General features: G+C 71.9%; 25 protein-coding genes. 17 read left to right on the top strand and 8 right to left on the bottom strand.

Annotation, left to right across the window (positions count from 1 at the left end; genetic code table 11):
- The first annotated feature begins 2 nt into the window (after positions 1-2).
- From ACHUEU_RS11275 to ACHUEU_RS11250, 6 genes are all read left to right on the top strand, one after another.
- Positions 3-1106 (top strand): branched-chain amino acid ABC transporter permease, encoded by a 1104-nt coding sequence (locus tag ACHUEU_RS11275; protein ID WP_394216220.1) that lies wholly within the window; start codon positions 3-5, stop codon positions 1104-1106.
- Entirely contained in the window at positions 1093-2667 is a 1575-nt protein-coding gene (locus ACHUEU_RS11270; RefSeq protein WP_394216219.1) for a class I adenylate-forming enzyme family protein, read from the top strand. Before ACHUEU_RS11275 ends, ACHUEU_RS11270 begins: the two co-directional genes overlap by 14 nt.
- On the top strand, positions 2664-3419 hold the full coding sequence (locus tag ACHUEU_RS11265; RefSeq protein ID WP_394216218.1) for a TetR/AcrR family transcriptional regulator: 756 nt from the start codon (positions 2664-2666) through the stop codon (positions 3417-3419). The genes ACHUEU_RS11270 and ACHUEU_RS11265 overlap by 4 nt, the downstream gene beginning before the upstream one ends.
- 95 nt (positions 3420-3514) lie before the next feature.
- Positions 3515-4261, top strand: a complete 747-nt coding sequence (locus tag ACHUEU_RS11260) for a 3-hydroxybutyrate dehydrogenase (protein WP_394216217.1) — start codon at positions 3515-3517, stop codon at positions 4259-4261.
- A complete protein-coding gene (locus tag ACHUEU_RS11255) occupies positions 4258-5196 on the top strand; it encodes an alpha/beta hydrolase (protein ID WP_394216216.1) in 939 nt (312 codons plus the stop codon). Before ACHUEU_RS11260 ends, ACHUEU_RS11255 begins: the two co-directional genes overlap by 4 nt.
- Positions 5193-6257 carry an alpha/beta fold hydrolase gene (locus ACHUEU_RS11250; protein WP_394216215.1) on the top strand — a complete coding sequence of 355 codons (1065 nt, stop codon included), beginning with the start codon at positions 5193-5195 and terminating at the stop codon, positions 6255-6257. The genes ACHUEU_RS11255 and ACHUEU_RS11250 overlap by 4 nt, the downstream gene beginning before the upstream one ends.
- Before the next feature lie 130 nt (positions 6258-6387).
- On the opposite strand, the gene ACHUEU_RS11245 is transcribed toward ACHUEU_RS11250, so the two are convergent.
- Positions 6388-7470, bottom strand: coding sequence for a PQQ-dependent sugar dehydrogenase (locus ACHUEU_RS11245; RefSeq protein WP_394216214.1), 1083 nt, complete (start codon positions 7468-7470; stop codon positions 6388-6390).
- 404 nt (positions 7471-7874) lie between these two features.
- Between ACHUEU_RS11245 and ACHUEU_RS11240 the strand changes: the two genes are divergently transcribed.
- A complete protein-coding gene (locus ACHUEU_RS11240) occupies positions 7875-8636 on the top strand; it encodes an SDR family NAD(P)-dependent oxidoreductase (protein WP_394216213.1) in 762 nt (253 codons plus the stop codon).
- Between the two features lie 72 nt (positions 8637-8708).
- Here ACHUEU_RS11240 and ACHUEU_RS11235 read toward each other — a convergent pair whose 3' ends face one another.
- Positions 8709-9593 carry a hypothetical protein gene (locus ACHUEU_RS11235; protein ID WP_394216212.1) on the bottom strand — a complete coding sequence of 295 codons (885 nt, stop codon included), beginning with the start codon at positions 9591-9593 and terminating at the stop codon, positions 8709-8711.
- 39 nt (positions 9594-9632) lie between these two features.
- The gene (locus tag ACHUEU_RS11230; protein WP_394216211.1) at positions 9633-10808 is read right to left on the bottom strand and encodes a MalY/PatB family protein; all 1176 of its coding nucleotides are present in this window, start codon (positions 10806-10808) and stop codon (positions 9633-9635) included.
- A gap of 131 nt (positions 10809-10939) precedes the next feature.
- Between ACHUEU_RS11230 and ACHUEU_RS11225 the strand changes: the two genes are divergently transcribed.
- The 3 genes from ACHUEU_RS11225 to ACHUEU_RS11215 are packed head-to-tail and all read left to right on the top strand — an operon-like array spanning position 10940 to position 13467.
- Positions 10940-12352, top strand: coding sequence for an FAD-binding oxidoreductase (locus ACHUEU_RS11225; protein ID WP_394216210.1), 1413 nt, complete (start codon positions 10940-10942; stop codon positions 12350-12352).
- 57 nt (positions 12353-12409) lie between these two features.
- Positions 12410-12718 (top strand): MGMT family protein, encoded by a 309-nt coding sequence (locus tag ACHUEU_RS11220; protein WP_394216209.1) that lies wholly within the window; start codon positions 12410-12412, stop codon positions 12716-12718.
- Positions 12715-13467 carry a pyrimidine reductase family protein gene (locus ACHUEU_RS11215; RefSeq protein WP_394216208.1) on the top strand — a complete coding sequence of 251 codons (753 nt, stop codon included), beginning with the start codon at positions 12715-12717 and terminating at the stop codon, positions 13465-13467. Before ACHUEU_RS11220 ends, ACHUEU_RS11215 begins: the two co-directional genes overlap by 4 nt.
- Positions 13468-13474: 7 nt before the next feature.
- Here the strand turns inward: ACHUEU_RS11215 and ACHUEU_RS11210 are convergent, their stop codons facing one another.
- Both ACHUEU_RS11210 and ACHUEU_RS11205 read right to left on the bottom strand, forming a co-directional pair.
- Positions 13475-14125 (bottom strand): VOC family protein, encoded by a 651-nt coding sequence (locus ACHUEU_RS11210; RefSeq protein WP_394216207.1) that lies wholly within the window; start codon positions 14123-14125, stop codon positions 13475-13477.
- 268 nt (positions 14126-14393) lie between these two features.
- Positions 14394-14924, bottom strand: a complete 531-nt coding sequence (locus ACHUEU_RS11205) for a Dps family protein (RefSeq protein WP_394216206.1) — start codon at positions 14922-14924, stop codon at positions 14394-14396.
- Between the two features lie 167 nt (positions 14925-15091).
- On the opposite strand from ACHUEU_RS11205, the gene ACHUEU_RS11200 reads away from it, so the two are divergent.
- A complete protein-coding gene (locus tag ACHUEU_RS11200) occupies positions 15092-15436 on the top strand; it encodes a hypothetical protein (protein ID WP_394216205.1) in 345 nt (114 codons plus the stop codon).
- A 22-nt stretch (positions 15437-15458) separates the two neighbouring features.
- On the opposite strand, the gene ACHUEU_RS11195 is transcribed toward ACHUEU_RS11200, so the two are convergent.
- A complete protein-coding gene (locus tag ACHUEU_RS11195; protein ID WP_394216204.1) occupies positions 15459-16022 on the bottom strand; it encodes an Lrp/AsnC family transcriptional regulator in 564 nt (187 codons plus the stop codon).
- Between the two features lie 153 nt (positions 16023-16175).
- Here ACHUEU_RS11195 and ACHUEU_RS11190 point away from each other — a divergent pair, with 153 nt between their 5' ends.
- The 5 genes from ACHUEU_RS11190 to ACHUEU_RS11170 are packed head-to-tail and all read left to right on the top strand — an operon-like array spanning position 16176 to position 21448.
- Positions 16176-17774: an ABC transporter substrate-binding protein gene (locus ACHUEU_RS11190; protein WP_394216203.1), complete on the top strand. Its 1599-nt coding sequence runs from the start codon at positions 16176-16178 to the stop codon at positions 17772-17774.
- An 11-nt stretch (positions 17775-17785) separates the two neighbouring features.
- Entirely contained in the window at positions 17786-18853 is a 1068-nt protein-coding gene (locus ACHUEU_RS11185; RefSeq protein ID WP_394216202.1) for an ABC transporter permease, read from the top strand.
- Entirely contained in the window at positions 18850-19809 is a 960-nt protein-coding gene (locus ACHUEU_RS11180) for an ABC transporter permease (RefSeq protein WP_394216201.1), read from the top strand. Before ACHUEU_RS11185 ends, ACHUEU_RS11180 begins: the two co-directional genes overlap by 4 nt.
- On the top strand, positions 19806-20609 hold the full coding sequence (locus tag ACHUEU_RS11175) for an ABC transporter ATP-binding protein (RefSeq protein WP_394216200.1): 804 nt from the start codon (positions 19806-19808) through the stop codon (positions 20607-20609). The genes ACHUEU_RS11180 and ACHUEU_RS11175 overlap by 4 nt, the downstream gene beginning before the upstream one ends.
- The gene (locus ACHUEU_RS11170) at positions 20606-21448 is read left to right on the top strand and encodes an ATP-binding cassette domain-containing protein (protein ID WP_394216199.1); all 843 of its coding nucleotides are present in this window, start codon (positions 20606-20608) and stop codon (positions 21446-21448) included. Before ACHUEU_RS11175 ends, ACHUEU_RS11170 begins: the two co-directional genes overlap by 4 nt.
- A 55-nt stretch (positions 21449-21503) precedes the next feature.
- On the opposite strand, the gene ACHUEU_RS11165 is transcribed toward ACHUEU_RS11170, so the two are convergent.
- A complete protein-coding gene (locus ACHUEU_RS11165; RefSeq protein WP_394216198.1) occupies positions 21504-23066 on the bottom strand; it encodes an arylsulfatase in 1563 nt (520 codons plus the stop codon).
- Positions 23067-23620: 554 nt separating this feature from the next.
- Entirely contained in the window at positions 23621-24982 is a 1362-nt protein-coding gene (locus tag ACHUEU_RS11160; RefSeq protein WP_394216197.1) for a CynX/NimT family MFS transporter, read from the bottom strand.
- 282 nt (positions 24983-25264) lie between these two features.
- Between ACHUEU_RS11160 and ACHUEU_RS11155 the strand changes: the two genes are divergently transcribed.
- Complete coding sequence (locus ACHUEU_RS11155; RefSeq protein WP_394216196.1) at positions 25265-25903, top strand: endonuclease; 639 nt, start codon at positions 25265-25267, stop codon at positions 25901-25903.
- Positions 25904-26091 lie beyond the last annotated feature (188 nt).

The raw sequence follows: 26091 nt of genomic DNA, 5'->3' as shown, positions 1-26091 counted from the left end.
AGATGCGCACTTTCCTCTCCTCCACCACGGGGATGCTCGTCATCGGTGCGGTGCTGCTCGCCGTCGCCGCCGTGCTCCCCCTGCTGAACCTGTCCCTGCCCGGGATCCTGCCCGGCCCCACCTACACGCCCGGCGCGCTCTCGATGCTCGCCTATGCCTTCCTGATCTCCGCCCTGGCGCTCAGCTACCACCTGATCTTCGGGATCGGCGGGATGCTGTCCTTCGGGCATGCGATGTTCTTCTCCGCCGGCGCGTACGGGCTGGGCATCGCCCTGAACCTGCTGGCGCCGACGGCGATCCCCGAGGCTGCGGTGTTCGTCCTGGCCATCGTGGCGACCCTGGTCGTGGCCCTGGTGGCCGGGAATCTGGTGGGCGCCCTCGCACTGCGGGTCACCGGGATCTCCTTCGCGATGGTGACCCTCGCCTTCGCGCAGGCGGTCAACGTGATGCTGCGGCGTGACACCGGTGGGCTCACCGGCGGCGAGGAGGGCGTCACGCTCGAGGTCGCCGTGGTCCCGGACCTCCTGATCGGCGTCCAGAACGCCCGCAACGTGTACTGGCTGGCGCTGGGGATCCTGGTGCTGGTGTACCTGGCCTGCGTATGGATCGAGAAATCGCGCCTGGGGCACGTGGTGGTCGCCTCCCGCGAGAACGAGCTGCGGGTGACCGTGCTGGGCCTGCGCCCGTACACGGTGCGGCTGTTCATCTTCGGGGCGGGCGCGGTGTTCGCCGCGGTCGCCGGGATGGGCTTCCTGCTGCTGCAGTCCACCGTCACTCCTCGCATCTCGACCGCGGATTTCACCCTCACCCTGCTGGTGATCGTGGTGCTCGGCGGGGTCGGCTACCGCTGGGGCGCGATCATCGGCGGGATCCTCTACACGCTGCTGGACCAGCGGCTCGCCTCCCTCGCCTCGGCCTCCTGGATCGCGGAGCTGCCGGCGGTGCTGCGGATCCCGCTGTCAGAGCCGCTGTTCCTGCTGGGGATGCTGTTCGTGCTGGTGGTGATGTTCGCCCCCGGCGGCATCGTGGGCCTGACCCAGCGGGTCACCCGGCGCCGCGACACGGCGACGGAGCGCCCCGAGGCGCTCACGGATGCGAGAACCTGACGTGATGGATCCCGAGATGTTCCTCCCCGCCGCCCGCACCGTCGCCGCGGTCGACGCCGACGACCGGCTCACCCTGGACCGGTGGATCACCCCGCATGCCGCGGCCGCGCCCTCGCGACCGGCGATCCTGGATCGCGGCGTGGTGGTCTCCTACGGGGAGCTCGAGTCCCGCGCGGCGGCTCTCGCCGAGGCGCTGGACCGTGCCGGTCACGGGCATGGGTCGCGGATCGCGACGGTCACCGGCTCCACCGCCGACCAGGTGGTGCTGCTGCTGGCCTGCGCGAAGACGGGGGCGATGCTGGTGCCGCTGTCCTGGCGGCTGACCGCCGGGGAGCTCGCCCAGCAGCTGCGGATCGCCGACCCCTCCCTGCTGCTGGTCGAGGAGGACCACCTGCCGGTGGCGGAGGACGCGGCGGAGCGGCTCGGTGGTCTCCCGCTGCCCTCGACCACCCTCGGCGCCGAGGGCGTGGAGACCCAGGTGCCCGGTGCCCGCACGCCCCGTCCCGCCGGCGTGCCGCGCCCGGCGGACGCTCTGCTGATGCTGTTCACCTCCGGCACCACCAGCGCCCCCAAGGCCGTGGTCCTCACGCAGGCGAACTGCGTGTGGGTGAACCGCTCGCTGCAGGGCGCGGCACCGCTGCGCCGCTCGGACGTGGTGCTGCAGGTGCTGCCCCAGCATCATGTGGCGGGCTGGAACATCCAGCCGCTGCTGGCCTGGCACCTGGGGGCGCTGGTGGTGCTCGAGCGCACCTTCGATGCCGGCCGCGCATTGGCCCTGGTGGAGCGTCACCGCGCCACGGCCATGATGGGAGTGCCCACCCTCTACCGGGCGCTCCTGCAGCATCCCGATGTCGCCATGCGCGACCTCAGCAGCCTGCGCACTGCGATCGTCGGCGGCGGGATGCTGGATGCACGGGCGCGCGAGGAGCTCGCCGGGCACGGGATCACCCTGCGCCAGGGCTACGGCCTCACCGAGGCCGCCCCGAACGTGACCATGACCCAGCACCCCTCGGATGCCGGCACCGCGGGCCGCGCCTACCCGCATGTGGAGCTGGCCCTGCTGGTCGAGGGCGAGGTGAGCCGCGCCCCCGGCACCGGCGAGCTGCTGGTGCGCTCCCCCGCCGTGTTCTCCGGTTACTTCCGTGATGAGGAGGCCACCGCGCAGACGATGCACGAGGGCTGGCTGCGCACCGGCGACCTGGTGGAGCTGGACGCGGAGGGCCGGGTGCGGATCGTGGACCGGGTCAAGGACATCATCCGCTCCGCCGCCGAATCGATCGCCCCGATCGAGGTGGAGCTGGCGCTGCTGGAGCATCCCCGCATCACCGAGGCGGCGGTCGCCGGCATCCCCAGCGAGCGCTGGGGCGAGGAGCTGGTGGCCTGGTTGGTGCTCGGTGCCGAGCTGGACGAGCGGGAGATCCGCTCGCACCTGGAGACCCGCCTGGCCGGCTTCAAGCATCCCAAGCAGATCGTGGTGGTCGAGTCGATCCCCCGCACCTCGAGCGGCAAACCGCTGCGCCGGGTGCTGGCCGACTCGCTGCTGGAGAGGAACCGGACATGACCCCTGCGAGGACCCCCGCCCCGTCGGGTGCGGCGTCGCGGGATGCGGTGCCGTCGGACGCCGATCTCGAGGCGCGCACCGCGATCCAGCCGCGCACCCGGCGCGGCGCCGAGACCAAGGCGAAGATCTTCTCCGCCGCCGAGCGCACCTTCGCCGAGCAGGGCTATCACGCCGCCTCCGTCTCCCGGATCACGGAGCGGGCGGGCGTGGGGCAGGGCACCTTCTACCTGTACTTCACCAGCAAGCTGGACCTGTTCGAGCAGCTGGTGGTGGACCTGAACCGGCGGGTGCGCAAGGCGATGAGCGACGGTGCCGCCCGCGGCCGCAGCCGGGCCGAGTCCGAGCGGGAGGGCTTCCGCGAGTTCTTCGCCTTCACCGCCGAGCATCCGGCGCTGTACCGGGTGGTGCGGGAGGCGGAGCAGGTCTCCCCCGGCGCGATGCGGCTGCACTACGAACGGATCGTGGACGGCTACCGCGAGGGCCTCACCCGCGCCCGGGACAGCGGAGAGATCGGCGCGGAGGTGGATCCGGAGGTCGCCGCCTGGGCGCTGATGGGCATCGGCGAGATGATCGGCATGCGCTACGTGCTGTGGCCGACGGGAGAGTCCGCCTCCGGCACCTACGGGGCCGATGCCCGCTCCGTCCCCGAGGACGTGTTCGAGCAGATGGTCGCGCTGGTGCAGCGGGCGCTGGGCACCCCGGCCGATGTCCCGCCGCCGGCGCCCGCCGGGCCGCCTCCCGGCGCCCCCTGACCCCTCACCCTTGCCCCCGCGGCGATCACCCCTCGCCGCGACCCCACCCCCGGCGACGTCGCCGTCGCCTCGACCCCGAAGAGAAGGATTCCCAGATGAGCACACTGAGCGGACGTCGCGCCGTCATCACCGGAGGAGCAGCGGGCATCGGTGCCGCCATCGCCCGTGCGTTCGCCGCCGAGGGCGCACAGGTGGTGATCGCCGATCTGGACGGCGCGGCCGCGCAGGCCCTGGCCACCGAGCTCGGCGGCGAAGCGTGGCAGGTGGACCTGATGGACACCGCAGCGCTGGAGAACCTGGACCTGAGAGCGGACATCCTGGTCAACAACGCCGGGATCCAGCGGGTCGCACCGCTCACCGAGCTCGAGCCGGAGATGTGGCGGAAGATCCACACCCTGATGCTCGAGGCACCGTTCCTGCTGGTCCGTGCCGCGATGCCGGGGATGATCGAGCGCGGCTTCGGCCGGGTGCTGAACCTCTCCAGCGTGCACGGGATCCGTGCCTCCGCCTTCAAGAGCGCCTACGTCGCCGCGAAGCACGGCCTGGAGGGGCTCTCGAAGGTGACGGCGCTGGAGGGCGCCGAGCACGGCATCACCTCCAACTGCCTGAACCCCGGCTATGTGCGCACCGCCCTGGTCGAGAAGCAGATCGCCGATCAGGCCGCGACCCACGGCATCGGCGAGGACGAGGTGCTGGAGAAGGTGATGCTCACCGAGGCCGCGATCAAGCGGCTGGTCACCCCCGAGGAGGTGGCCTCGCTCGCGACCTGGCTGGCCGGCCCCCATGCCGGGATGGTCACCGGCGCCTCGTACACCATGGACGGCGGCTGGAGCGCGCGATGAGCCCCACCCACGCCCGCGGAGCCGACCCGTCGGCCCCCACCACCGAGACCCGGGTGCAGGTGCCGGTCGACGGCGGTCTGCTCACCGGCACGCTGTGGCGCGCCGGGGCGCCCGGCACCCCGGTGGTCGCGATCCACGGCATCACCGCCAACCATCGCTCCTTCAGCGGCCTGGCCCTGCGGCTGGACGCGCCGGTGCTGGCGATGGACCTGCGCGGCCGGGGCGCCTCCCGCCACCTGCCCGGCCCGTACGCGATGACCCGGCACGCCGAGGACGTCGCCGCGATGATGCGCGGCGCCGGCATCGAGCGCGCCGTGATCGTGGGGCATTCGATGGGAGCCTTCGTCGCGGTGCGCCTGGCGGCGGCGCATCCGGAGCTGGTCGAACGCCTGGTGCTGGTCGACGGCGGTCTGCCGCTGAAGCCGACGCCGGCCGCGGCGGACCTCAGCCCCGAGGACGTGCTCGGCCCCGCGATCCAGCGGCTGTCGAAGACCTTCGACTCGGCCGCCGAGTATCGGCAGTTCTGGCGTGAGCACCCGGCGCTGGGCCCGTACTGGAACCGCGGCATCGAGGAGTACGTCGATGCCGACCTCGCGCTGGTGGACGGCCGGCTGCGGCCCTCCGCGATCCCGGACGCGGTCACCACGAACCTCATCGAGCTCGACGGCCGCGACGGCTACACCGAGCAGCTGGAAGGGCTCGAGGTGGCGATGACGGTGCTGCGCAGCCCGCGCGGCCTGTTCGACGAGGTCCCGGCGCTGTACGACCCCGAATGGTTCGCCTCCTGGCGGGCGACGCTGCCGGGGATGGCCACCGTGGAGGTCCCGGACACCAACCACTACACGATCCTGATGGGCTCAGGGGTGGACGCGGTCGCCGAGGCCGTGCGCCTGCTCCCGGCGACCACCGCCCCGAGCGAGGAGATCCGCCCATGAGCACCCTGCTGCCCGGCATCGAGCAGTCCGTCGTCCAGACCGAGCGGCTGCGCACCGCGGTGCTGCGCCGCAGCCTCGACGGCGACGGCGGCGAGCGGACCCCCGTGGTGCTGATCCACGGGAACATCTCCAGCTCCCTGTTCTTCCAGCCGCTGATGCTGGCGCTGGAGCGGCCGAGCATCGCGATCGACCTGCGCGGCTTCGGGGACTCCGCACCCGCGCCGGTGGATGCGCGGCGCGGACTGCGGGACTTCAGCGACGACGTCGCCGCGGTGCTGGACGCGCTCGAGCTGAGCGAGGTGCACCTGCTCGGCTGGTCGATGGGCGGCGGCGTGGTGCAGCAGCTGGCGCTGTACCGGCCCGAGCTGGTGGCCTCGCTGACGCTGCAGGCCCCGGTGCCGCCGTACGGCTTCGGCACCCTCGCCGACGGGACGCTGTGCACCCCGGACGGCGCCGGTACCGGAGGCGGCGGCGGGAACCCCGAGTTCGTGCAGCGCCTGGCGGAGGGGGACGCCTCCGACGAATCCGGTGCGAGCCCGCGCGCCGTGTTCCGCTCCAGCTATGTGGGCCCGGATCACCACGACGCCCACGAGGACCTCTGGGTCTCCTCGATGCTGACCACCGCGACCGGGCCGGACCACTACCCCGGCGACAGCAGGCCCAGCGAGCACTGGCCCGGCTTCGGCGCCGGGGACCGCGGGGTGCTGAACACCATGAGCGGCGTGCACCTGGACCTCACCGGCATCGTGGACCTGGTGGACAAGCCGCCGATCCTGTGGGTGCGCGGCAGTCGGGATGCGATCGTGGGTGATGAGTCCTTCTTCGACCTGCACACCCTGGGCAAGCACGGTGTGGTGCCGGGCTGGCCGGGCGAGGAGGCCGCTCCGCCGCAGCCGATGATCGCCCAGACCCGTGACGTGCTGGATCGCTACGCGGCGGCCGGCGGTCAGGTGCGCGAGGAGGTCTTCGCGGGGGCGGGGCATTCCCCGCACCTGGAGGATCCGGCGCGGTTCGTGCGGGTGCTGGGCGAGCACCTGGCGGCGGCCGAGCGGCGGGGCTGAGCGGCTGGCCGGGCAGCTTCACCACCGGATTCCTCACCTATACCAGCGTCGAACGCTCCACAGCCGTTCGACGCTCGCATAGGTCGGATTTCTGGTGGCGCCTGCGCCCGGCGGCCGGAACGGCCCGGGGTCAGCCGCCCGGCACCTCGACCCGCAGCACCCGGTCCCCGTCCGGCGCGGGGTCGCCCCGGCCGTCGGTGGTGTTGGTGAGCGCCCACAGCGAACCGTCGGGCGCGCTGACCACGTCGCGCAGGCGACCCACCTCCCCCACCAGCAGCTCGGTCTGTGCCGGCGGATCCGCGAGCGGCACCGCACGCAGCCGCTGCCCGCGCAGGCAGGCGATGAAGACGGTTCCGTCCCGGATCGCGATGCCGCTGGGGCTCGCCTCCGCAGGCGACCACTGCAGGAGCGGATCGGTCAGCCCCTCCTGCGCGCCGATCCCCTCGACGTCGGGCCAGCCGTAATTGCCGCCGGGTTCGATGAGGTTCAGCTCGTCCCAGGTGTTCTGCCCGAACTCGCTGGCCACCAGCTGCCCGTCCGCGGTCCAAGCGAGGCCCTGCGGATTGCGGTGGCCGTAGCTGAACACCGGTGAGCCGGGGAAGGGGTTGTCCGCGGGGACGGTGCCGTCCGGGGTGAGGCGCAGGATCTTGCCGGCGAGGGAGCCGAGGTCCTGGGCGGCGGGCCGGTCCCCCGCGTCGCCCGTGGTCGCGAAGAGCATCCCGTCCGGACCGATCGTCAGACGCCCGCCGTTGTGGTTCGCGGCCGAGGGGATGCCGTCGAGCAGCACCTCGGGCGCACCGAGCGCCAGCTGCCCGGGCTCCCCGCGGAGGGCGCGGTGCTCGATGCGATTGGCGCCGGCGATGGTGGCATAGGAGAACAGCACCCCCTCGTGCACGGCCAGGCCCAGCAGGCCGCCCTCCCCACCGGGGGTGACTCCCTCGATCACGCCGACCTCCCGAGTGGCGCCGTCGGCAGTGAGCTCGAGGACCCGGGCGGTGTCACGCTCGCTGAGCAGCGCCGTCTCACCGTGGAAGGCGATCGACCACGGGGCCTGCAGGCCGGAGGTGAGGGTCGCGGTGCCGGCGGGTGGCGCCTCGGTGCCCGGCTCGGGGCGGGCCGACGGGGCGGACCGCGGCGAGCCGGTGCAGGCGCTCAGCAACCCGACGGCCGCGAGCGGGACCGCGCTCAGGAGGAGGCGGCGAGACGTGGCCATGGCTCTCCCTCCCTCGGCGGCGCGGTGCTGTCATCCTCCCAGGTGAGCCCGGGCTCCGGAAGGGTCCGCGCTCAGCTGGCCTCCGCTGCCGCCAGCACATCCCGGGCGCCGCCGACGTGCAAGGGGCATCGGGCATCGCCACCAGATTTCTGCCCCAGGTGAGCACTGAACGCCTCACAGCCGTTCAACCGCCATATGCGTCAGAATTCTGGTGGCGCTCCTGCGGCCGGAACGGTGCTCGGCCGAGCCGGGCCGAGCCGGGCCGAGCCGAGCCGGGCCGAGCCGGGCCGAGCCGGGCCGAGCCGGGCCGACGCCGGCCGGGACGGAGCCGGGCGCCGCGGCTGGGGGATGATGGTCCTGCCGCCCGTCGAGCCGGTCGGGCGGCAGCGAGGAGAGGAGCCGGGATGCGGGGCGCACTGGTCACGGGAGCATCGCGCGGGATCGGCCGGGCCACGGCGATCGCGCTCAGCGCGCGGGGCGAGACGGTGGCCGTGCACTACGGCAGTCGCCGCGAGGAGGCGGAGCAGACCCTTGCCGCACTGCACGGCGAGGGCCATGTGCTGGTCGGCGGGGATCTCTCCGCTCCGGGAACGGCCCAGCGCGTCGTCGCGGAGGCGGAGGCCGGGCTCGGGCAGATCGACGTGCTGGTGAACAATGCCGGCATCGCCCCGGGCCCCGAGACCGATCACCGGGTGGACGAGGTCGACTTCGCGACCTGGCAGCAGCGGCTGACCCGCATGATCGACGTGGACCTCACCGCGCCCGCGCACCTCACCTACCTGGTGGCCCGCTCCCTGATCGCCCGGCAGGCACCGGGCGTGATCGTCAACGTCGGCTCCCGCGGCGCGTTCCACGGGGAGCCGGGTGCTCCCGCCTACGCCGCGGCGAAGGCCGGGCTGCACGCCTTCGGCCAGTCGATGGCGGTGGCGCTGGCGCCGCACGGGATCGCGGTCGCCTCGGTCGCGCCGGGCTTCGTGGCCACCGAGCGGCAGCAGGAGAAGCTCGCCGGGCCCGATGGGGACGCGCTGCGGGCGCAGAGCCCCTTCGGTCGGGTGGGCACCGCCGAGGAGGTCGCCGCCGCGATCCTCTATCTCACCGCGGCCGAGGCGCAGTGGGCCTCCGGCACCATCCTGGACCTGAACGGGGCCTCGCACCTGCGCAGCTGACGGCGCGCTGAGCGAGGCTGCTCATTCCGGGTCGTCGAGCTCGCCGGCCATCTCCAGGGCACCGAAGACCTCCTAGATCGCCTCGAGGCTGCCGTGGAACCGGGTGTCCTGCCCGTCCGGTGAGGTCTCGCGGTGCAGCAGCCCGTAGGCGGCCAGTGCCGCCAGATCCCGACCCGTGCGCCAGTACCGCTGGATCTCGTCCATGTCGGGGTCCCCGCCGGGGTCCTCCGGGACCAGACCGCGATCCAGCGCCACTCGGATCTCGGCCGGGAGCAGGAGCCCCTCGGGCTCCACGGTGTGCATCAGGGCGGCGAAGGTGTCGGGGTCCCCGAACAGGCCCCCGTCCTCGGGGCCCTGCTTCAGGGCGTCCAGGACCAGCAGCAGGATCAGCGCCCGGGAGAAGCGGACGAATGCCTCGGGATCCTCGGTTTGCGAGGCCGCCGGTGCGACCCCGTCCCCCGGCGTGACCCGGGTGCTGGTCAGGTCCAGCCAACCGCCGCTGACCAGAGCGTTCCAGGGGCCGACGATCTCTCCGACCTGCCACATCGAGGTGAGCTCCTGCTCGCCGAGGTCGAGCTGCCAGGACTCGAGCAGGGCGCGGACGTCAGACAGAGCCAGCGCACCGGTGTCGGTGAGCTCGCGGCCCTCCCCCACGTGCTCGAGCAGGCGCATAGCGCCGCGCACCAGGGGGATCTGTGCGAAGACCGCGGCTGCGGCGGCCGGGTCCTGGTCGGCGTCGACGGCGCTGTCCAGAAGATCGCGCCGCAGCCCGGACTGCGGGAGGAACCAGGGCCAGCCGGTCTGTCCCTGACCGGTGGAGTCGGCAAGGTCCGTGGCCTCGGGCTCCGGCTCCGGGGCGTGGGAGAAGAGGGCGGGGCCGCCACCGAGCCCCGGGGCCTGCATCTCGTGGTGGTCCCGGGGGTGGTGGTCGCGTCGTGGCTCTCGCTGCGTCGGCATGCTTCCCATGATGACGGCAGGAGGGACACCTCGCGAGCGTCAGCCCGCCCGGCCCGGCTCCAGCACCCGCGCGATCCGCGTGATCGCCTCGACCAGCAGCGGGTGCGGCATCGCGAAGATCAGCCGCACGTGCCCCTCCCCGACCGCGCCGCAAGCGGTGCCCTCGGTGCACTCGACGCGGGCGTGCTCGAGCAGATGGTCGTGGAGGGAGCCGGTGATGCCGTACTCGCGCAGGTCGAGCCAGGCCACGTAGGTGCCCTCCATCGTGGTCAGCTGCGCCCTGGGCAGCAGCTCGCTGACCAGCTCCGTGAGGGTGTCGCGGTTGCGGCGCAGGTAGGCGAGTATGTCGTCGAGCCACTCCCCTGACTCGTCATAGGCGGCGCAGGTGGCGGCGAGGCCGAGGTTCGCGGCGCCGTGGCGGTCGAAATGGCCGACCTGGACGAACCGCTCCCGGTCGGCGACGTTGCTGGTGATCAGCTGCGCGCACTTCAGCCCCGGCAGGTTGAAGGCCTTGGACGCGGCGACGGCGGTGATCGTGTGCGCGGCGGCGGTCTCGTGCAGCGAGGCATAGGGGACGTGCTCGCCCTCGAGCACCAGTGGCAGCCAGATCTCGTCGGAGAAGACCCGCCCACCCTTGCGGTCCACCAGTGCGGCGAGCGGCTCGAGCTCCTCCCGGGTCATCACCCGCCCAGTGGGATTGTGGGGGTTGGTGTGGACGAACAGACCGCCGCCGGCATCGAAGGCGTCCTCGATCGCGTCGAGGTCGTAGTGGTGGCGACCGTTCTCGTCCCGCGGCATCGGGACCTCGATGATCTCGCGGCCGTGCAGCGCGGGCACCTGGAGGAACGGCATGTAGGCCGGGGTGGGGACGATGATCTTCGCATCCGGGGCGAGGAAGTGCTCGAGCACCGCCGCGAAGATCGCGATGACGTCGGGCATCTCATGGATGTCCTCGGGCGGGACCTCCCATCCCGTCCGACGGCGCAGGAAACCGGCAGTGGCCTGTTGCAGCTCGCTCACCTGTCGTGCGGGAAGGTATCCGAAGGCGCCGCGGTCCACCTCCTGGTGGAGGCGGCGGGTGATGGGCTCGGCGATGCCGAAATCCATCTCGGCGACGAACGCGCCGATGACGTCGTCGCCGCGGGACCAGCGGGTGGCTCCGGCGGCGAGCAGATCGGCCCGGGTGATCGCGTCGAGCTCGGCGAGGGTGGGCACAGGGGTCTCCTTCGGGACAGGGGTCGCAGGTCGCGCAGGGCCGACGGTCCGTTGCAGCGGCTCGGCGCCGGGGGTACGGTCAGGAACAGGATCCCCGCAGTTCACAGCAGGGGCAAGGAGCGCAGGCAGCCATGGCAACCACGATGGGCGGATTCCCGATCCCCGAGGCGACGCCGGCCCTGCGCCGGCTGCGCGGCCAGGTGCAGGGCCGGGTGCTCGAGCCCGGCAGGCCAGGGTATGACGAGGCCCGGGGGGTGTGGAACCGGGTGATCGACCGGTATCCGCTGCTGATCGTTCGCGCCGCATCGATCGCGGACATCCCGCCCGTACTGGAGGCGGCTCGCGAGACCCGCCTGCCGTTGGCGGTGCGCGGCGCCGGGCACAGCAATGCGGGCCTCGGCACGGTCGACGACGGGATCGTGCTGGACCTCGGCGAGCTGCGCGAGGTGAGCGTGGACCCGGCGACACGACGGGTGACGGCCGGGCCCGGGGCCCGCGCCGGCGACGTCGACGCGGCGACCGCGCCGTTCCGTCTGGCCGTGCCGCTGGGGACGGTCTCCCTGCCCGGGATCGCGGGGATGACGCTCGGGGGCGGTGTGGGCTGGCTGGTGCGTTCGGCGGGACTGGCCCTGGATCGGCTGGTCCGGGTCGAGGTGATCACGGCCGACGGGCAGCAGCTCACGGCGAGCGCGACCGAGCATCCGGAGCTGTTCTGGGGGCTGCGCGGCGGCGGCGGCAACTTCGGTGTGGTCACCTCCTTCACCTTTGAGGCGGTGCCGCTGCCCGAGACGGTGCTCGGCGCGACCCTGTTCTACCGGCCCGCGCAGTGGCGCCGGGCCCTCGCCGCCTTCGAGCGCTGGAGCCGCGATCTCCCCGATCCCCTCACCTCGATCCTCACGGTGATGGTGATGCCCGCCGAGCGGGGGATGGGCGAGGAGCCGTGGCTGCTGCTGCGCTGCGTCTGGGTGGGCGAGGACGAGGCCCGCGGGAGGGAGCTGCTGGAGCGGCTGCGCGCGACAGCGCCGCCCGACGAGAGCGAGATCGGCCCGGTCTCCTGGCCGCAGTGGCAGAGCGCCGCCGACGAGTTCTTCCCCGACCAGGCACGCGGATTCTGGCGCAACACGGCGTTCTCCCAGATGGATGAGGATGCGCTGGACACGATCACCGCGGTCGCCGCGGCGCTGCCCGGACGGGGCACCTCGGTGGACATCCACCACCTGGGAGGCGCGTTCGCCCGCGTGCCCGCGCAGGCGACGGCCTTCCCCAACCGCACGGCCCAGTTCTGGATGACGATCAACGGGTACTGGCAGGAACCGGGCGAGGACGCCCCCTTCACCGCCTTCGCCCAGCGGGCCGAGGCGGCGATGACGCAGCTCGGCGAGCAGGGCGAGTACGTGAACTTCCGGGCCCGCGAGTACACCGGACCGCTCTCGGATCTCACCCGGAGGATCTACGGCGAGCAGACGTATCGTCGCCTGCAGCAGGTCAAGCGGCGGTACGACCCCGGGAACCTGTTCCGGGTGAACTACAACGTGACGCCGTAGCGGAGCGGGGCAGCCCACGCGGCGGAGCCGGTCGTGGCCAGGGAGAGAGGAGATGGCGTGGAGGATCCCCGCGAGGCTGTCCGTGCCGTCGCCGCCACGATCCGTGCAGGCCAGGTGATGACCTATGGCGACATCGCCGTCGAGACCGGGCTGCATCCGCGCCAGGTGGGTCGCCACGTCGCCGCCCTCGAGGACATCCCCTGGTGGCGCATCGTCCGCGCCGACGGCACCCCGGCCACCTGCCACGGCGGGAACGCCCCCTCCCTGCTCGCACACGAGCACGTCCCCTTCCGTGGCCGACGGGTGGACCTGCGCGCACTGGCACCGTCCCCCGACCCCGGCCACTCCCCAGGAGGCACCGCATGACCTCGATCCGCTCGCTCCGGCCCGCCCCCGCCGCGGCGCTGACCGACGACCAGCTGCTGCAGAGCTATGCCCCGCCGGCGGGGCCCTGGCTGCGGATGAACTTCGTCTCCAGCCTCGACGGGGCCGTCACCCGCGATGGGCTCTCCGGCGGGCTCGGCGACGACGCCGACCACCGCGTCTTCGAGCTGCTGCGCCGCTGGGCCGATGTGGTCCTGCTCGGTGCGGGGACCGCGCGCGCCGAGGGCTACGGCGCGATGCGACTGCCTGAGGAGTCCGAGCGCTGGCGGGTGGCGCACGGTCTCGCCCCGCAGCCGGTGTTCGCACTGGTCACCCGGCGCCTGGAGCTGGACCCCGACTCACCGATCTTCACCGACGCCCCGGTGCGGCCACTCGTGCTCACCGTCGCCGAGGCACCGGCGGAGCGTCGGGCGGCGCTCGCAGTGGTGGCGGACGTCGTCGAGGTGGGCACGAGTGAAGTGGATCCGGCGCGGGTGCGCGAGGAGCTCGGCCGGCGGGGGCTGGCGCGGATCCACGCCGAGGGCGGGCCCAGCCTGTTCGGCGCGTTCCTCACGGCCGGGGCGGTCGACGAGCTCTGCCTCACCCTCGCCCCGACCCTCGAGGCGGGCCCGGCGGGCCGCATCGCCCACTCGCCGCAGGCCGCGCCCACGGCGATGGAGCTCGCCGCCGTGCTGCAGGCCGGCGACGAGCTGCTGCTGCGGTACCGGCGGGCCGGAGACCGCAAGGGCTGAGGCGCTCTCAGATCTCGATCTCGCGTCCGTCCTCGGTGCGCAGGCGCAGCACGAACCGGGAGCCCTGCGCCTCGCGGATCGCTGCGACGCCGTCGCCGAGGCCGAGCGCGTCGGTGGCCTTCTGCTGCGGGCCGGGGTTCACCTCGATGCGCTCGAAGGAGACCAGGTCGATCGCGGGCAGGTCCCCCAGGCCCGGCTGGGTGGTCTCGCCCCAGTCGATGAGGAAGGGCACGGCGTAGTTGCGCGGGGCCTGCGCCTGGGTGAGCCGCCACGAGAGCTCTGTGCCGTCCGGGGTGCGGCGGGTGAGGTCCTGCACGTCACCGGGGTCGAAGCCGGCGGCCCGAGCGCGCTCGACGACTTGGTCGATTCCCTGGGGATGCACGGCATAGGTGATCAGCGTGGGCTTCTTCAGCCGATTGATGCTGAAGGTCTTCGGCAGCTCCTCGCCCTTGCGCTCGGGGTCGGGGCCGATCAGCTCGAGGTAGTGCGGGCGCGGCTCGCCGTTGACCGTGAGTGCGACCAGCGCGTTGGCGGTGCCGGTGGGGTGGGTGCCGCCGGGGGCGGGAGTGACGCCGGTGAGCTCGCGGAACCAGTCCACGGTCTCGGCCAGGTCGGGGCCGGCGATGACGACGTGGTCGAGCAGATGGGGGACGCTCATGGCGCTCCTTCGTCCGGGGTCGGGGCCCGGGGTGAACAGGGGACGGTGCGCGCGCCGAGCCGGGGGCGTGCAGGCTCAGGCGCGGGGGCTCCGCCGTGGATGGTGTCGACGGTACCCGCTCGCAGCGGCCGCCCTCGCGCCCGTGACCGCTCGGCTGCGGCGGCGGCGCCGCTCCGGGCATTCTCAGTGGTCGCACGGGGCACGGGCCACCCCGACGACGGGCGGGCGGCGGTCTTCCGCGGCCCGCCTCCGTCGTCGGGAGCGCAGGTCAGCGCTGCTGCGGGGTGCGGGTCTCCGCGCTGAGGAACCAGGCCTGCTGCTCGAGCTTCTCGAGGATGCCGTGGAGGATGTCCGCCGAGGTGGGATCGGCCTCGTCGACCTCGTCGTGGACGGTGCGCATGGTGCCCACCGTCGTCTCGATCGCCGTGGTGATGTGGTCGATCGCATCGTGGGTGTGCACCTCGCCCTGCGGGAACTCCGGCAGGGCGGTCTGCTCGGCGACGACGGCCGGGCGGGCATCGGGCGTCGCGTGGAGGGCGCGCATCCGCTCGGCGATGTCATCCGCGCTCGCACGGGCGATATCGACGACCTCATCGAGGTTCAGGTGCAGGTCGCGGAAGTTCGGTCCCACGATGTTCCAGTGCGCCTGCTTGCCCACCAGGTGCAGCGCCGTGAGGTCCACGAGGACTGCCTGGAGGTTCTTGGCGAGCGCCGCCGGGGCGAGGAAGCCGCTCTCGGCGTTCTCCTGCTTCGTGCGCGTCGCGCCGGCGGGTGCGGGGACGGCAACGGTCTCGTTCATGAGAGCTCCTTCTGGTCGATGAACTGCTCGGTCGCTCCCCACGCTAACGAGCACCGTCGGGCGCGGCAACGTTCCGCGTCGAATGGTCGATGGGCGGGACCGCGCCGCGTCCGCGCCCGTCGGCGACCGGTCGGGCAGGGAGCATTCCGATGCGCCATACTCGCCCCGTGACTACCCACTCCCCCCTCTCCCTCGACGGCCTCACCTTCGACATGCTCTCCTCCACGGCGTCGGCAGTGGATCCGGACTCCCCCACCCGCTTCGTCTACCACCAGCACGGCGAGCTGGTGTGGGGCAGCTACACCGGTGACACGGTGACCCAGGGGCGCTTCGTGGGTCGCCTCAGCGAGGCGACGCTCGCGATCTCGTTCGCGCACGAGCTCGTCGCCGATCGCAGCGTGGTGCGCGGCGACGCGACCAGTCGGGTCGAGCAGCGGGAGGGTCGGATCGCGCTGATCGAGGAGTTCGCCATCGACGGCGTCCCACACGACAGCGTCTGCCTGCAGGTCTGAGGCTGGGCCGCGGGCCCGGACCTCACTCGATGCTGCTGGGACGGTCCGGGTTCGCCCGCGTGTAGCGCAGCAACCCACGCTCGGCGGCCAGTTCCCGGCGATCGCCCAGATCCGTGGGGAGCAGCTGCCCGCGATCGAACACCTCGTCGAGGACCAGCACGGTCTCCACGCTCTTGACCTGCGGCAGCGCCGCGAGCACGCCCACCACGAAACTGTGCACGTGCTCGACCCCGGCGCCGCGGGTCAGCAGCATGACGTCGTGCTCCCCGGTGGTGATCTTCGCGGACTCCACCTCCGGGATGTCCGCGATCTCCTCGAGGAACTCGCGGAGCCTCTGGGGGTGCGTCGTGACGAACACCAGGGTGCAGATCCCCAGCCCGGCGCGGACCGGATCGATCCGCGCGGAATAGCCGGTGATCACGCCCGCCTCCGTCAGCGCTTCGACCCGCGCATAGGCATTCGAGCGGGACACGCCGACCTCCTGGGCGAGGGCCGCCATCGATATTCGACCGTGATCTCGCAGCACCTGGAGGATGCGATAGCTGATGTCGTCGATTCCTGCGGCGGAACGTCCTGAGGTGCTCATCGTTTCGCTCTCCATTCTGGACATTCTGCTGCATGTGTCGTCTCGCCCAGTAACGAAGTCCACGAGAGGATGTGACGGTGGACATATAGTTCGCTGACACACCCGTTGTCCCGCGACCCGTCCAGCACGGGTCACTCACCGTTGGAGGCTTCCGTGCTCCGCACTTCTCGTCGCACCGTCATCGCACTCGGGCTCGGCGCGAGCCTCGCGCTCGCCGGCTGCTCCGGCGGCAACTCCTCCGACAACACCTCGGGCGGCGGTGGCGACGGGGCCGGTGGAGGGACCTTGGTGATCGACACCGCGTTCTCGCTGGAGACCGGTGACCCGGGCCGCAACTATGTGCCCACGGGCAACATGATGCTGCACGCCGTCTACGACACCCTGCTGACCTTCGAGGGCTCCGCAGAGGACGAGCCGATCCCCTCCCTGGCCACGGTGGAGCAGAACGAGGACGCCACCGCCTTCACCTTCACGCTGGCGGAGGGGCGCACCTTCTCCGACGGGGCCCCGGTCACGGCCGACGACGTCGTCTTCTCCCTGACTCGGGTCCAGGGCATCACTGACTCCAAGGCGAACTTCCTGATGAACGGAATCACCGTGGAGAAGGTGGATGACATGACCGTCACCCTCACCACCGACGGGCCGTCCCTGGAGCTGCCGGCGATCGTGACGAACCCGGCGCTGTCCATCCTCAACTCGGCCGTGGTGACGGAGAACGGCGGCACCACCGGCGAGGACGATGCCGCCGAGGACTTCTTGGGCTCGACCTCCGCAGGCTCCGGCCCATACATGCTGGACTCGATGGACATCACCTCCCGTGCGGTGCTGGTGCCCAATCCGGAGTACGACGGCGACTACGCCCCGAGCTTCGACCGCATCGTGATCCGCAACGTCACCGAGAGCGCCACCCAGCTGATCAATCTCCAGGGCGGGGACTCGAACCTGGCCGTCGACCTCAACGGCGACCAGGTCGCCGGGCTGGGCGAGGGCTTCACCGTCTCCTCCTCGCCGTCCGCGCAGACGATATTCCTGCTGGTCAATCAGAACCAGGAGGTCGGAAAGGTCACGGCGAACCCGAAGTTCGCCGAGGCGGTGCGCTACGCCCTGGACTACGAGGAGCTCCTCAAGCTCGCCGGGGAAGGCTCCGAGCAGGCCACCGGCGTGATCCCGCCGATGTTCGTGGGCGCGCTGGACAGCGGCGTCACCCCGGATCCCGAGCGGGCGAAGCAGGCGCTCGAGGACTCCGGGTACGACGGCGAGACGATCTCCCTGCAGTTCCCGAGCGACAATCCCGTCGGCGGGGTGGAGTTCACACCGGTCGCCGAGCGGGTCCAGGCCCAGCTGAAGAGCATCGGGCTCGCCGTCGACCTCGCCCCCGCCCCGTTCGCCACCGAGATCGAGCCCTATGTGAACGGCACCGAGGCGTTCTCCATGTGGTATTGGGGTCCCGACTTCGCCGACTCCTCCTCCTTCCTTCCCTTCGGTCCCGGGGAGAAGGTGGGTCTGCGTGCCGGCTGGGAGGCCGAGGACGACCCCGAGATCGCTGAGCTCGTCACCGCCGCCCAGGATGCGACCTCGGCCGCGGAGCGCGAGCAGGCGATGCGCGAGTACGCCACGGCCATGCAGGAGGAGGGGCCCTTCATCCCCTTGATCGTGCCGGGCCTGAACCTGGCCAGCGACACCTCGGTCACCAACGTCCAGAACAACACCAACTGGACGCTCGACATCCCGCTGATCCGGCCGGCCGGTTGAGCCCGCCCACGATGACATCGACCGACACCTCGCTGAAGCCCGCCCCTCCGTGGCAGCGCTGGCCGCTGCTGGGGTACGTGCTGCGGCGCCTGGGCACCTCCGTGCTGCTGATGCTCGGCGTCACCCTGGTGACCTTCGTGCTCACCGCCCTGGTGCCCGGAGATCCGATCGCTGCCGCACTCGGTGAGGGAGCCGCGAGCAATCCCGCCACCGTGGCGGCGTACGTCGAGAAGCACGGCCTGGACAAGTCCATCCCCGAGCGGTATCTGATCTACCTGACGAACCTGCTCCAGGGCGATCTGGGCACCTCGATCACCACCGGCCGGCCGGTGGCGACCGAACTGGCCACCGCAGTCCCCGCCACGATCGAGATCGCACTCGGCGCGATCATCGTCAGCCTCGCCGTCGGGCTCACCCTCGGCACCATCGCGGCCCACCATCGCGGCCGAGCCACCGACCAGGTGCTGCGTGTGGTCTCGCTGCTGGGGCTGAGCGTGCCGACGTTCTGGCTGGCCATCATGGCGTACCACACCTTCTTCCTGCGCCTCGGCGTCGCGCCGGGCGCTGGCCGCCTGGATCCGGCGTTCACCCCGCCGCCCACGATCACCGGGCTGTACACGGTCGACTTCATCCTGAACGGTGACCCCGTCGGCTTCTTCGACGCACTCGCCCACCTCGCGCTGCCGGTGCTGGTGCTGTCGCTGTTCACGATCGGCCTGCTCACCAGATTCATCCGGGCGGCCGTGCTCGAGGTGCTCGACACCGACTACATCCGCGCCGCCCGGGCCAAGGGTCTGCCGTCTCGCCGGGTCATCGTCGCCTATGTGCTGCGCGGTGCCTCGCTGCCGATCCTCACCGTGGTGGGCGTGGCCTTCGGCGTGCTGCTGTCCGGCACCGTGCTGGTGGAGGCGGTGTACGCCTGGCCGGGGTTGGGCACCTACGCCTTCAACTCGGCGATCAACCTGGACCTGCCCGGCGTGATGGGCGTCGGCCTGGTGGTGGGCGTCATCTACCTGGTGATCAACTTCGCGGTCGACCTCTTGTACGGGGTCCTCGATCCGAGAGTGAGGCTGGCATGAGCGCCACGACCCCTCCGCGCACCCGGCTCCGGCGGGGCCGGCTGCTCCGCGCGATCCCCGCCGCCTGGCGCACTCCCCTGGCCGTGGTCGGCGCCGTGATCGCCCTGGCCTGGGTGGTCGTGGCGATCATCGCGCCGTGGGTGGCGCCGCACGATCCGCTGGCCCAGGAGCTGACCCGTCTCACCCCGCCGGGCGAGGTGTCCCTCCTGGGCACCGACCAGGTGGGCCGCGACGTGTTCTCGCGCCTGCTCACCGGGGCCCGGGTCACCATGCCGCTGGCCCTGCTCATGGTGGTGTGCGCGACCGTGCTGGGAACACTGATCGGCTCCGTCGCCGGATACGTGGGCGGCTGGGTCGACGAGGCGCTGATGCGCCTGACCGACCTGATGATGGCCTTCCCCACCGTCATCCTGGCGATGATCATCGCCGCGTCGCTGGGCCCATCCCTGTTCAACGCAGTGATCGCGGGAGTGGTGGTCTCCTGGCCGCAGTATGCCCGCGTGGTGCGCTCGCTGGTGCTGAGCCTGCGCACCCAGAACTTCGTGATCGCCGGGCGCCTGCTGGGCTATTCGCCGTGGCGCTCCCTGGGCAGCGACATCCTGCCCAATATCGCCGGCCCCGTGCTGGTGCTCGCCTCCCTCGACATTGGCACCGCGATCCTGCTGCTGACGGGCTTGTCGTTCCTGGGCCTGGGAGCGCAGCCGCCCACGGCCGAATGGGGGTCGATGATCTCCGGCGCGATGGATCACATCGACGCCTGGTGGCTCGGGGTGTTCCCGGGACTGGCGATCCTCACCGTCGTGATGGCGTTCAACTTCATCGGCGACTCCCTGCGCGACGCACTGGATCCGCTCTCCTCCGCGGAGCGCGAGGGCGCGGCCGGCACCACCGATCCCGCCGAGGCGGACCCCGCCGCGGCCCCGATCGAGACCCCGACGACGGAGGAGGGCCGATGAGCGTGCTCAGCATCCGCGATCTGACCATCGCCTTCGGTCGGCACGACCCGGTGGAGGTCGTGCGCGGCATCTCCCTGGATCTCACCGCCGGTCGGATCCAGGGCCTGGCCGGGGAATCCGGCTCCGGCAAGACCGTCAGCGCGATGGCCGTGCTGGGGCTGCTGCCGGCGACCGCTCGCGTGGGCGGCTCGATCCGCCTGGCCGGGACCGAGCTGGTGGGGATGCGTGCGCGCCGACTGAACACCATCCGCGGCCGGCGCGTGGCCATGGTGTTCCAGGACCCCTCCGCGAGCCTGCACCCGCAGCTGACCATCGGGGCCCAGCTCACCGATCATGTGCGTGCCCATCTGCGGCTGAACCGGCGGGATGCGCGGCAGCGGGCCGTGGACCTGCTGACCCAGGTGCGCGTGCCCGAGCCCGCCGAGGCGCTGCGCCGGTACCCGCACCAGTTCTCCGGCGGACAGCGTCAGCGCATCGCGATCGCGGTGGCGCTGGCGTGCGACCCCGAGGTGCTGCTGGCCGACGAGCCGACCACCGCCCTGGACGTCACCGTGCAGGCGGGGATCCTCCATCTGCTGCGCGAGCTGGTGGACGACCGCGACCTGGCGGTGCTGCTGGTGACCCATGACCTCGGCGTGATGAGCGCCGTGGCGGACGAGGTGGCGGTGATGCGCTACGGGCAGATCGTGGAGTCCGGCAGCACCCACGACGTCTTCACCGCTCCCCAGCACGCCTACACCCGCACCCTGCTGGAGTCGATGCCCGACGCACAGCAGTCACTCGTGGAGGACGACGAATGAGCACCGTACTGGACGCCACGGACCTCACGATCGAGTACCGCGGCCATCGCACCGTCCGCGCCGTGGACGGCGTCTCGCTGACGATCACGGCCGGGGAGGTGCTGGCGCTGGTCGGCGAGAGCGGCTGTGGGAAGTCCTCCACCGCACGCGCCGTGATCGGCATGGAGAAACCCCGCTCCGGGGAGGTCCGGTTCCGGGGCAGGCCCGTGCCGCCGCTGGGGCTGCGGCGCCGTGCCGCCGACCTGACCGCCATGCAGATGGTGTTCCAGGACCCGAACTCCTCCCTGAATCCGCGCAAACGGATCGGCGACCAGATCGCCGACGGCGTCGCCGCCGCCAAGGCCCGCGGTCTCAGCTCGGATGCGCCCGGTACCTGGCTCGGCGCCGTGGGTCTGGATCCCGCGATGGTCTCCCGCTACCCGCACCAGTTCTCCGGCGGGCAGCGTCAGCGGATCGCGATCGCCCGCGCCCTGGCCGCCCGACCCGACCTGCTGGTGGCCGACGAGCCGATCTCGGCGCTGGACGCCTCCAGCCAGGCCGAGGTCGCCTCGATGATGCGCCGGCTGTGCCTGGCCGCCGGGGCCGGGATGCTGTTCATCTCCCACGACCTGTCGGTGGTGCGGATCATGGCCGACCGGGTGGCCGTGATGTACCGCGGGAAGATCGTGGAGTCGGGGCCGACGGCGCTGGTCTGGGCCGATCCGCTGCACCCCTACACCAAGGCGCTGCTGGGGGCGATTCCCCGCCCCGATGGGAAGGGGGTGCTGCCCGCGGCGCCGGACGCCGAGGCGCCGGCGGCGTGGCACGAGGAGCTGCCGAAGGCAGTGGACCGCAGCTGAGCGCCGGTGGCGGTGCCTTCGGGTGCTCGTGGTGTGAGCAGCGCCCGCCCTCGGGTCACGACGTCGCCTGCCCGGGTCCGAACCCCCTCTCGGCGTGGTCGTCCAGGACGTCCTGCCAGTCGATGACGCCCTGCTCCTCGCACCACCGGGCATAGATCTGCGCGAGCTCGGCGACCAGCTCCGGGTGCTGCTGGGCGAGGTCGTGGGCTTCGATGCGGTCGGTGGTGAGGTGGTAGAGCTCCCACGGCCTGCCCCATTCGCGCACCAGCTTCCAGCTGCCGCGGCGGACGGCGGCGTTCCCGATGTGCTCCCAGCAGAGCGTCCGCTCGGGACCGGTGATCTCGGGGCGCTGCCAGGAGCTCAGGAGGCTCCTGCCCACCCCGGTACGGTCGGCACCGACGATGTCGAGGACCGTGGGCAGGATGTCCGTGACGTGGCCCAGGTCCGGGCTCACGGCGCCGCCTGGGGGGATCCCTCCGGCGGGCCAGGAGGCCAGGAACGGGGTGGAGATCCCGCCTTCATGGACCCAGCTCTTCCACTTCCTAAACGGGGTGTTGGAGACCGTGGCCCAGTTGACGCCGTAGCTCTGGAAGGTGTCTGCCGGGCCGGGCATGATCGCCGGATCGTTCCCGAACCGCACCGGGTCCCCGGTGCGGGTGGTGCGGGGCTCCGTCTTCCGCGGGAAGTGCGGGTTGTCCGTCGGCAGCTCCTCCGCGCACCCGCCGTTGTCCGAGAAGAACAGCACCAGAGTGTCGTCGTCGACCCCGGTCTCCTCGAGCGAGTCCAGCACCGCGCCGATCCCGCGGTCCATCGCCTCGACCTGGGCGGCGTAGACCGACATCCGCTCGATCTCCCACTGCGCGTTCTCTCCCCACGCCGGGAGGTCCTGGCCGGCGGCGACGTCATGGATCCCGCTGTACAGACCCTCCCGGTGCAGCCCCTCGAGCCGCTGCTGACGCATTCCGTCCCAGCCGCTCGCGTAGCGCTCACGGTATGTCGCGATCTCCTCCTCGCGGGCATGGAGCGGCCAGTGCGGGGCCGTATAGGTGAGCATCGCGAGGAAGGGTGCCCCGGCCTGGCCCCGGCGGCGGATGAAGTCGACCGCCCGCTGGGTGACGTGGTCGGTGAGGTGGAAGTCCTCCGGCAGCTCTCGCTCGTCCACTCGCTCCTCACCGTCCATCAGGCGTGGTCGAAAATATCCCGAGGAGCCCTGGAGAATGCCGTGGAACTCGTCGAACCCGCGCCGGGTCGGCCAGGTCTCGCCGGGGTTCTCGATGTCGCTGCTCAGGTGCCACTTGCCGAAGAGCCCGCAGGCGTACCCGTGTCCCGAGAGGTGCTCGGCGATCGTCGGCACCTCGGCGGAGAGGGACCCGGGGTAGCCGTTCGGGCGGTTGTCGGTGGTGAGCACCCCGATCCCGACGCTGTGCGGGTTCTGGCCGGTCATCAGGGCGGCGCGCGAGGGGCTGCATCGGGGCGTCACGTAGTAGGAGCTCATGCGGATGCCCCGGTCGGAGAGCCGGGTGAGGTGCGGGGTGTCGATCTCGCCGCCGAAGGGGGCGATGTCGGAGAAGCCGAGATCGTCGGCCAGGACGATGACGATATTGGGTCGAGCGGTCATGATGTACATCCTCAGAGAGTCTTGGGGGCCGTGCTATGCAGGTCTCCCTCGGCCAGTGGCCTTGTCAGGCGTCCTCCATGTACGGCCGGAGCATCGTCACGAAGAGTTGGAAGGTTCCGCTGCGGTCGAAGGCCTGCGAACGACCCCATCCCGCCCTGCAGCACGGCGAGCGGGTCCCGCGCGGCGGCCCAGAGCGATCCGTGGTCCGTGACGTCCGCGACCCGGGCCGCGAGGTCACGAGCCACGGCGCCGCGCGAGGGATCCTGCTCCGCCTGCGCGGTGCGATGCATGGAGTCACGGTGCCGGTGCGGTGACCGGCGCTCGGGGTGCCCGTCAGGCGTCGCCTTCGGAGCGGGCGTCCGCCTCCGGCTCGGACCGCAGCTGATCCGCGATCTCCTCCTCCGGGCGAGGCGCTGCCGACTCGTCCTCCTCGAGCGCGGGGACCGCCCCCCGGGGTCGCGGAACGGCTCGTGGCACGGATTCTCGGATCGAGCGGTCATGACGATGCCTCCCTGCCGTGGTCCTGTGCGGTCTGGATATGCACCGCAGCCTGATCAGTGCGCGCTGCACTCCTCGCCCGCCTCCCGTTCCGCAGCCTCGACGCCGTGTGCACCGCGGGCACGGATGTGCACCGGACGGCTCGCGACGACCCCGGAGACCAGCTGGAGGATCAGGATCGCGCCGAGAACGGCCAACGGCACGGTCCAGCTCCCGGTGAGGCTGTGGAGCGCGCCGACTCCGAGGGGGCCGAGCCCGGCGATCAGGTAGCCGAAGCCCTGCGACATCGTCGAGAGGTGCCCGGTGAGGTGCGCGGTCGGCGATCGCCACACGATGTACGTGAGCGAGAGGCTGATCGATGCCCCGAGCCCCAGCCCGAGCAGCGTCATCCACACCAGGGCTCCGTTCGCGGCGGAGACGATCAGCCCGAGATAGGCGGCGCCGAGGAGCAGCACGGCCAGAACCGGCGGCAACCAGGCCGGGCGCGTCCGCGACGCCAGCGCCGGCGAGACCAGCGCGGCGACGGCGGCGGGGAACGCGGAGTAGGCGATCATCGCCCCTGCGGCGCTCACCTCCATCCCCGCGTCCTGCAGGATGGTGGGCACCCACGTCACCGTCGTGTAGTAGCTCAGGCTCTGCAGGCCCATGAACCCGGTCACCGCGATCGCGACCGGGTCGGTGAGGATCGACCGGAACGGCGGCTCCCCGTGCTCGCTCGGCGCATCGGCGATCGATCGGCCGGCTTTCATCCGTCCCGGCGCGCGTCGCAGCTGGGGAACCCATACGGTCAGGGCGAGCAGCGCGGGCACCGCCCATATGGCGAGAGCCGCACGCCAGCTCCCTCCGAGCACGGGCAGCAGCGGCGCCGTCACCCCCGAGGCGAAGGCCGCGCCGACGAACAGCGCCATCGTGTACAGGCCCATCATCACCCCGACCCGATGGGAGAAGTCCTGCTTGATCGCCGCCGGCATCACGACGTTGCCGACCGCGATGGCGGCGCCGACGAGCACCGTTCCGGCGAACAGGGCCAGCATGCTCGGCTGCAGCCGCAGCAGGATCCCCGCCGCCAGGACGAGCAGCACCACCCCGAGGAGGCGGTGCATCCCGAACCGCCGCGTCAGGCCCGGGGTGAAGAACGCGAACGCGCCGAACACGACGACCGGGATCGTGGTCAGCAGGCTCACCGTGGTCGCCGACAGGCCGAGCGAGGCGCGGATCTCGCCGATCACCGGCCCGATCGCAGCGATGCCGATGCGCAGGTTCAGCCCGATCAGGATCAGCCCGATCCCGAGCAGCAGCAGCGCCCACCTGCCATGCGATGCCCCGGCGGGCTCGCCGGCCTCCGAGAGCGCCGGCGGTTCACCGCCCGGAGCGGGGGACGTCTCCCTCGTGGCGGTGTCGGTGGAGCGAGAGATCATGGGGCCTTGCCGATCAAGGGGTGGGTGACGTGGAGCACCGGGGACGCCGGCTGTTGCCGGACGGACCGTCTGGGTGCGGAACGGTGAGAAGCTCTCATCCTCTCTCGCACGACGGTCGGCGGGCCCCGATGTCCAGATCCGCGGTGTCCACGGGTGTGCACGGCCCGGGGACTGCCGCACCGAGAGATGACCGTGGGGGATGTTCTTCCGGAGCAGGGCGACGAAGGGTTCCATCGCGGCGTTATCGCCACCGGTGCCGACCTGCCCCATAGACTCGACCGCATGAGCGAACAGCGGGACCTCGCGCGTCGACTCCTGACGACGCACGGCCGCACGTTCGCAGCCGACGCGGCGATCACGCTGCGGGACGAGCCGGCGCCCCTGTGGCAGCTGCTCGTGCTGAGCCTGCTGCTGTCGACCCGGATCAGCTCCGACATCGCCGTCGCGACCGCCCGCGAACTGTTCTCCCGCGGATGGCGCACCCCCGAGCACCTGCGCGAGAGCACATGGCAGGAGCGGGTCGACGCCCTCGGACGCGGCGGCTACCGGCGCTACGACGAGAGCACCGCGACCCGCCTCGATGATGCCGCCGCGCTGCTGCTCGACCGCTGGAAGGGTGACCTCCGGAGACTGAGAGACGAGGCCGAGGGCGATCCCGGCCGCATCGCGGAACTGCTGCAGACCTTCGACGACATCGGACCGACGGGGGCGAACATCTTCCTGCGCGAGGCCCAACAGGTCTGGCCCACGGTCCGCCCCTTCGCCGACGAGCTGGTGCTGAAAGGCGCCCGGGCCGCCCGGCTGCCGCAGGACGCAGAGGCACTGGCACGCCTGGTCGACGACGAGGACGTCACCGGTCTGGCCTCGGCCCTCGTGCGTGTCGCCCGGGATCCGAATCTCCTCCATGATGCCGGGAGCTGAGCGCTGCCGCGTGGGACCTGCACCATGCGAGAGAACGGCGCAGTCACTGAAGTGCGTAGGGCTCTGCCCTTGCACGTCGATCTCACGAGGTGAAGCCCCGCTCGCGGGCGCCGACGGGATCGACGCCTCGTACTACGCCGGCAAGCCAGCCCCGGAGCACCGGCCGGGCTGAGCCCGGTGCCCGTGAA

Source organism: Brachybacterium vulturis (genome assembly GCF_043641765.1).
GTDB classification, from domain to species: Bacteria; Actinomycetota; Actinomycetes; order Actinomycetales; family Dermabacteraceae; genus Brachybacterium; species Brachybacterium vulturis_A.
This window is presented reverse-complemented; position numbering and strand designations above follow the sequence as displayed.